Source organism: Sporolituus thermophilus DSM 23256 (genome assembly GCF_900102435.1).
GTDB lineage: Bacteria > Bacillota > Negativicutes > Sporomusales > Thermosinaceae > Thermosinus > Thermosinus thermophilus.
The window spans coordinates 108671-115048 of the sequence record NZ_FNBU01000008.1; the positions used below are offsets into that span (position 1 = coordinate 108671).

General features: G+C 49.7%; 4 protein-coding genes and 1 rRNA gene. 3 read left to right on the top strand and 2 right to left on the bottom strand.

Features of this window, described 5'->3' with window-relative positions; translation table 11 throughout:
• Positions 1–71: 71 nt before the first annotated feature.
• A complete protein-coding gene (pepF, locus tag BLQ99_RS06660) occupies positions 72–1949 on the bottom strand; it encodes an oligoendopeptidase F (protein ID WP_171904617.1) in 1878 nt (625 codons plus the stop codon).
• Positions 1950–2081: 132 nt separating this feature from the next.
• A complete protein-coding gene (locus BLQ99_RS06665) occupies positions 2082–2864 on the bottom strand; it encodes an N-acetylmuramoyl-L-alanine amidase family protein (RefSeq protein WP_093689354.1) in 783 nt (260 codons plus the stop codon).
• Positions 2865–3010: 146 nt separating this feature from the next.
• Between BLQ99_RS06665 and BLQ99_RS06670 the strand changes: the two genes are divergently transcribed.
• The 3 genes from BLQ99_RS06670 to BLQ99_RS15050 form a co-directional block, all read left to right on the top strand.
• On the top strand, positions 3011–4750 hold the full coding sequence (locus tag BLQ99_RS06670; protein ID WP_093689356.1) for a B12-binding domain-containing radical SAM protein: 1740 nt from the start codon (positions 3011–3013) through the stop codon (positions 4748–4750).
• Positions 4751–4762: 12 nt separating this feature from the next.
• Positions 4763–5716: a tRNA modification radical SAM protein MnmL/YtqA gene (gene mnmL, locus BLQ99_RS06675; protein ID WP_093689358.1), complete on the top strand. Its 954-nt coding sequence runs from the start codon at positions 4763–4765 to the stop codon at positions 5714–5716.
• Positions 5717–6055: 339 nt separating this feature from the next.
• Positions 6056–6378 (top strand): 16S ribosomal RNA (locus BLQ99_RS15050); the annotation flags it as partial.

Consider the following 6378-nt stretch of genomic DNA (forward strand, 5'->3'; position numbering starts at 1 on the left):
TTGAGTCGTAAACTACGCAAGCGAACCAAGACGCAATTATTTCCGCGGTTAATTTATAATAACGCGCCGGATTAGGCGTTGTCAATAGCCGTTAATAACTTTTCCAGTTCATCCAGCCGTTTGCCAAACTTGGCCAGCGTGACGGCGACTGGCTGCGGTGAAGACATATCAACACCGGCCCGTTTAAGAATATTGATCGAGTAATCGCAGCCGCCGCTCTTGAGAAATTCAATATACCGTTTTTGCGCGGGTTCTCCTTCGCGCTGGATTTGTTCAGCCAGTGCGGTTGCCGCCGAATAGCCGGTAACATACTGGTAAACGTAGAAATGCCAATAGAAATGGGGAATACGGGCCCACTCCACGGCGATTTCCTCATCAACTACGATATCGGGGCCATAGTACTTGCGGTTAAGCTCCCGCCACAAGTCATCCAGCATGTCAGCCGTGATCGTTTCGCCGTCTTCCGCTTTTTCATATAAATGTTTCTCAAATTCGGCGAACATAGTTTGCCGGTAAACGGTGCCCCGGACGGCTTCGAGGTATTGATTGAGGAAATACAGCTTTTGCCGCTTGTCATGCGTTACCTTCAGCATATGGTCGATAAGCAGAATTTCGTTGGTTGTAGAGGCGACTTCGGCGGTAAAGGTGGTATAGGAGGCGGTGGCATAGGGTTGGTTGGCCTGACTATAGTAGCTATGAATGGCATGCCCCATTTCATGGGCGAGGGTGGAAACATCGTCATACCGGTCGTTGTAGTTGAGAAGGACGAAAGGGTGAACGCCATAAGTTCCCCACGAATAGGCGCCGGTCTGTTTTCCTTGGTTTTCGTAAACATCAATCCATCCGGATGTGAGACCTTTATTCAGAATTTCACCGTATTCCGCGCCAAGGGGCTTAAGACCTTCCTGCACCATTCGCAGAGCTTCGTCATACGATACGGTAATTCTAACGTCCCTGACGAGCGGGACATATAGGTCGTACATATGAATTTCGTCCAGCTTTAGGGCTTGCTTTTTTAAGGCGACATAGCGGTGCAGGAGCGGTAGGTGCTCGTGTACGGTAGCGATAAGGTTATTGTATACCGCTAGCGGCACGTTATCAGGTTCAAGCGCCGCTTCCAGCGCGGAATTATATTTACGGGTACGGCTATAAAAAATATTCTTTTTCACGCTGCCGCCCAAGGTGGCGGCAAAGGTATTACGGAATTGTTTATACGTATTGAATAGCCCGGTGAAGGCCGCCTGGCGGACCCGGCGATCAGGCGACATGATAAAAGAGCGGAAGCGGCCCTCGCTAAGTGTGACGGTCTGACCGCTTTCATCCTGGATCTGCGGGAATCGCAGATCGGCATGGGCAAGCATGTTGAAAATGTTTTCCGCCGCCTGGGTAACTTCACTGGCGCGCGAGAGAATTTCTTCTTCCGCCGGAGACAAGACGTGCTTTTTCTGGCGCATTAAATTGTCAAAGTAAAAGCTGTATTCGGCCAGTCCTTTTTCTTGCTGGCGGAACTCGTTCAGCTTCTCCTCCGGCATGGCGATAATTTCCGGTTCAATGAAAGCTGTTGCCGCTCCTACTTCGGCCAGCAGTGCCTCGGTCTTGCCGGTCAAAGCCTGATATTTAGCGTTGGCTGAGTTTTCGTCCCGGCGCATTCTGGCATAGGCGTATAGTTTGCCGGCGGTTATGCCGGCTTCATCCCTGGCTTTCAGGCACTTAAGCAGGTTTTGGGCCGAGTGGGCCAATTGTCCTTTATAAGCGGCCAATTGCGGTAAGCTGTTTTTTAGTTTTGCATAGTCCTGTTCCCAGAGCTCTTCAGAGGTATAAATATCTTCGAGGCGCCACTTATATTTATCCGGGATTTCTTCCCTCGCCGGCAGACCGGCTGTGCCGGACGTTTCTGCGGCTCTTGGGAAGAACACGGCGTCGGCTAAGAAAGGAATTAGCTTTGTCATTGTTTAAGTCAACACGCTCCTTTTTTGGATTCAACTGTTACCATGTATAATATTGGCAATTAAGGCGGCAACTCCTGTATAGCTTACCCGCGAAATATTCTTTTTTATACCGGCAGCTTTATACCGGCAGCGTCAGACTTTAAAATACTTAACAATTCCTTGGAAAATACTTTCGGCCGCTTTACACCGTCCGTCAATACTAGCCAGAACGACTTCTTCTTCAGGGTTGGTGATAAACGCCACTTCGACCAGCACTGCTGGCATCTTGGTATAGCGGATGACGAAAAAGCTGGCAAACCGCACGCCACGATCGCGGGTCCCGAGTCCTTCTACCAGGCTTTTTTGGATACAGTTGGCCAGCCGGATGGATTCGGGGTGGCCATAATGGAATGTGGTCGTGCCTGCTGCCGTTGGATTGGTAAAGGAGTCGTTATGGATGCTGATAAAGATGTCGGCGTCGGCGCCATTGGCAATATCGACGCGGGCCCCCAGTTCCACTTCCACTGACGCGTCCGGCGTGCTGACATCGCGGTCAGTTTCTCGGGTCATAATGACTGTTGCGCCGTTTTTTTCCAATTTATCGCAAAGCAAAAGGGCGATAGCCAGGGTATTATCTTTTTCCATTGTGCCCGTTGGACCAATAGCACCTGGATCGCTGCCGCCGTGGCCCGGGTCGATGCAGATGGTTTTGCCGGCCAGACGGTTGCTTTCTGTCTCCGCGGGGGAAGGCGCGGGACGCTCATGGGGCGGTGCCGGCACACTGGTGCTTTTGGTATTGATGTACACAATCTCGCGGTTAGTATCGTATAGAATTCCCCAATGAAGGCTTCTTGCAATGCTCTTCAGGGTAATTAGGAGGTCTTTTGAAACGCGGGGGTTTACGGGGACTTTATGGCCATCTATGATAATCTGCATGTCCTCCCCTTCCTTTCCAGTCCTTTTAGTCATTCTATTTTATGCACTGGCATCCGACACGGTGCGTCGGCTTCCTTAAAGGATATTTCCTAGGAGGCGCGGAAACTACTATGTACGACTATACTTTGACACTGGGAGGACTAGCGGTGAAGGTCCTTTTACTAACGCTTAACGCAAAATACATACATTCATCTCTGGCCTTACGGTATTTAAGGGAATATTGCCGCCCGGTATGCGCCGACATAGTGGTAAAGGAATATTCCATAAACAACGGCCTGCTCGATATTCTCGGTGATATCTACCGGGAAAAGCCGGGCGTTATCGGTATGGCCTGCTATATCTGGAACATCGAAATGACGCTTACGCTTGCGGGTCTCATTAAGAAAGTACTCCCTGATACGGCGATCGTTCTGGGAGGACCGGAAGTTTCTTACGACCCCGCCGAGGTGATGGTTAGTCATGCGGCGGTTGATTATATCGTACAAGGCGAGGGCGAAGAAACGCTCTACCGTCTGCTTTGTTCTTTGCAAAGCGGCAAAGGCGTGGCACAAATCGAGGGGCTTGCCTATCGCCATGAGGGGCGGGTAGTGGTCAATGGTGGTCCGCAGATTGTGCACGATCTTTCATGTATTCCCTTTCCGTATAGCGATGAAGATATGGCGCAGCTCGCGGATAAAATTATCTATTACGAAAGTTCCCGCGGCTGTCCTTTTTCCTGCCAATATTGTTTGTCAAGCGCTACCACAGGGGTACGGTTTTTCCCTTTAGAGCGCGTCTATCGTGATATGGAATTTTTTATTCGTCACGATGTGAAACAAGTGAAATTTGTCGACCGCACCTTTAATGCCAAAAAGGAACATTACTTTCCCTTGTGGCAGTTTTTGGCCCGTCAGAACTGCCGGACTAATTTTCATTTTGAAATTGCGGCCGATATTTTGGATGATGAGGTACTGGCGTTTCTGGCGCAGGTACCGCCCGGCCGCTTTCAGTTTGAAATTGGCGTTCAGTCAACTTATGAACCTACACTTGCGGAAATAAAGCGGCGCAATGATTGGTCCCGGATTGCCCGCAATGTGCTTAAACTGCGCTCTTACGCTAATATTCACCTGCATCTTGATCTTATTGTCGGTCTGCCTTATGAAACATACGAACGTTTTGGCCGGTCGTTTAACGATCTCTATGCCCTACAGCCTCATATGCTCCAAATCGGGTTCCTCAAGCTGCTGAAAGGTTCAGGCATTCGCCAGCGGGCCGGACAGCATGGTTATGTATTTATGGACACGGCGCCCTATCAGGTGCTAGCCAACAATTATCTGACTTATGGCGAAGTGCGCAAGCTCCAAATCCTCGAGGAAGTGTTCAATCAAACGTACAATAGCGGTCGTTTTCCGGCGACGCTGCGCTGGTTGGTTGATTGCTACAGCGGTGATGCTTTTCGTTTGTACGGCGATTTGGCGTCTTATTGGGAAGAGCGGGGCTTGAATAGCTTTTCGCACAGCGCCAAATCTGTATTTGGATATGTGGCCGAATTTTGCCGTTATCACCGGTTGAATGATGCTATTTGCCTTCAATTGCTTAAGTTCGACGCCCTGGCGGGTGAAGGCGGTGTGCGCCCTGAATTTTTACCTTGGAACGGCGATGAATGGGAACAGGTAAAGACAAGGTTTTGGCGGGACGAAGCTACCGTCCGTCGATATCTGCCTGACTATTGTTTCACCAGTTGGCGGGAAATTAAGCGAAACTACCATATCGAGGTTTTTGAGATCAATATACCGCACTACCTTGCCGGCGGCGAGCTGAGGGAAGAAAGGACAGTCATTCTATTTTGCTATGCGCAAGATAGAATAAACTATCAGATTGTGCAGCCTCATGACTTTGGGATGTAGGGGGATAAAGTCATGCGTTACCGGGTTTATTCGGACTATTTACGCCGGCGTTACGGGACGAAAGTATATAAGCTGCCGGTTGGCTTGCCTGTTACTTGTCCCAACCGGGACGGAACGTGCGGGACGGGAGGGTGTGTATTTTGCGGCGAAATTGGCGCCGGCTATGAAAACCTGCCGGCATCCATGACGGTCAGTGAGCAAATCGCGGCCAATAAAGCTCATATTGCGCCAAAGTACAAGGCTAATAAGTTTATTGCCTACTTTCAAAACTTTAGCAACACCTATTTGCCGATAAAAGATTTTGCCGCTTATCTGGAGGAGGCATGCCAGCCTGATATCGTGGGCATTGCTATTGCCACCCGGCCTGACTGTATTAGCGACGCCTATTTGGAGGCAATGGCCAGAGTGAAAGCTGACCGGGGCGTAGACATTACAGTGGAACTAGGTTTGCAGACGGTGAACTACCATTCGCTGGCCAAAATTAACCGGGGGCATACTCTGGCTGAATTTATCGATGCGGTGCTTCGCCTCAAGCAGTACCGCTTCGACGTCTGCGCCCACCTCATTTTGAACCTTCCCTGGGATGAAATGGCCGACGTGGTGGAAAATGCCAAAGTCCTGTCGGCGCTGGGGGTCCAGCAAGTAAAACTTCACGCCCTATATATCGTTAAAGGGACGCCCATGGCCAAATGGTATGAGCAGGGGGAGCTGACACTGGTCAGTAAAGAGGAGTATATTGAGCGGGTTATAACTTTTTTGGAGTATCTCCATCCAGATATTGTCGTGCAGCGGCTGATTGGCCGCGCCCCCGAGACTAATACGCTGTTTACAAACTGGCAGACAGGCTGGTGGAAAATCAAAGAGCAGATTGAACAGCTCCTTGAAGAGCGCGATACTTATCAAGGTAAGCGGTGCACTTATTTAAACGGGCCGGCGGTGCGAAAATTCGTCGAGGAAGGCGTTTAGTTTTTGTTTTAATGAAATTAGCGGTTATGGCTGTCTTCGCTAACGCGCCAACCGGCTATTTTTATTGTTCAGCGTGATGTTGACATTCAACTTTTGTTGTGCTATTATAAAAAAGTCGTCGCTGCGGCGAACGACAAAAATTAACAAGAAAAAAGATGTTGACACGGCACACAAGTTGTGTTAACATAATCAACGGCGTCGCTGATAAGTGGCGCGCCGTGTTCCTTGAAAACTGAACAATGTAAGAATAAACGCCAGATGTGCGGCGCTTCTTAAAAAAGAAGCGCAAATAATTCCGGTTTATATCAATGAGCCTAGACAGGCTCCAATAGATAAATTTTATTGGAGAGTTTGATCCTGGCTCAGGACGAACGCTGGCGGCGTGCCTAACACATGCAAGTCGAACGGACTGATGTTCAACACCGAGCATTTTAGGGTGTTAAAGACGACGGCAGCGCATAAGCTGCGAAGCAGCTTTACGCGTTAAAAAAGTGCCAACACAACACCTTAGAGTCATCGGTGTTGAACATCAGTCAGTGGCGAACGGGTGAGTAACGCGTAGACAACCTGCCTTCTAGATGGGGATAACACCGCGAAAGTGGTGCTAATACCGAATGTGTCAACCTGGGCGCATGCCCGGGTTGAGAAAGGTGGCCTCTTGG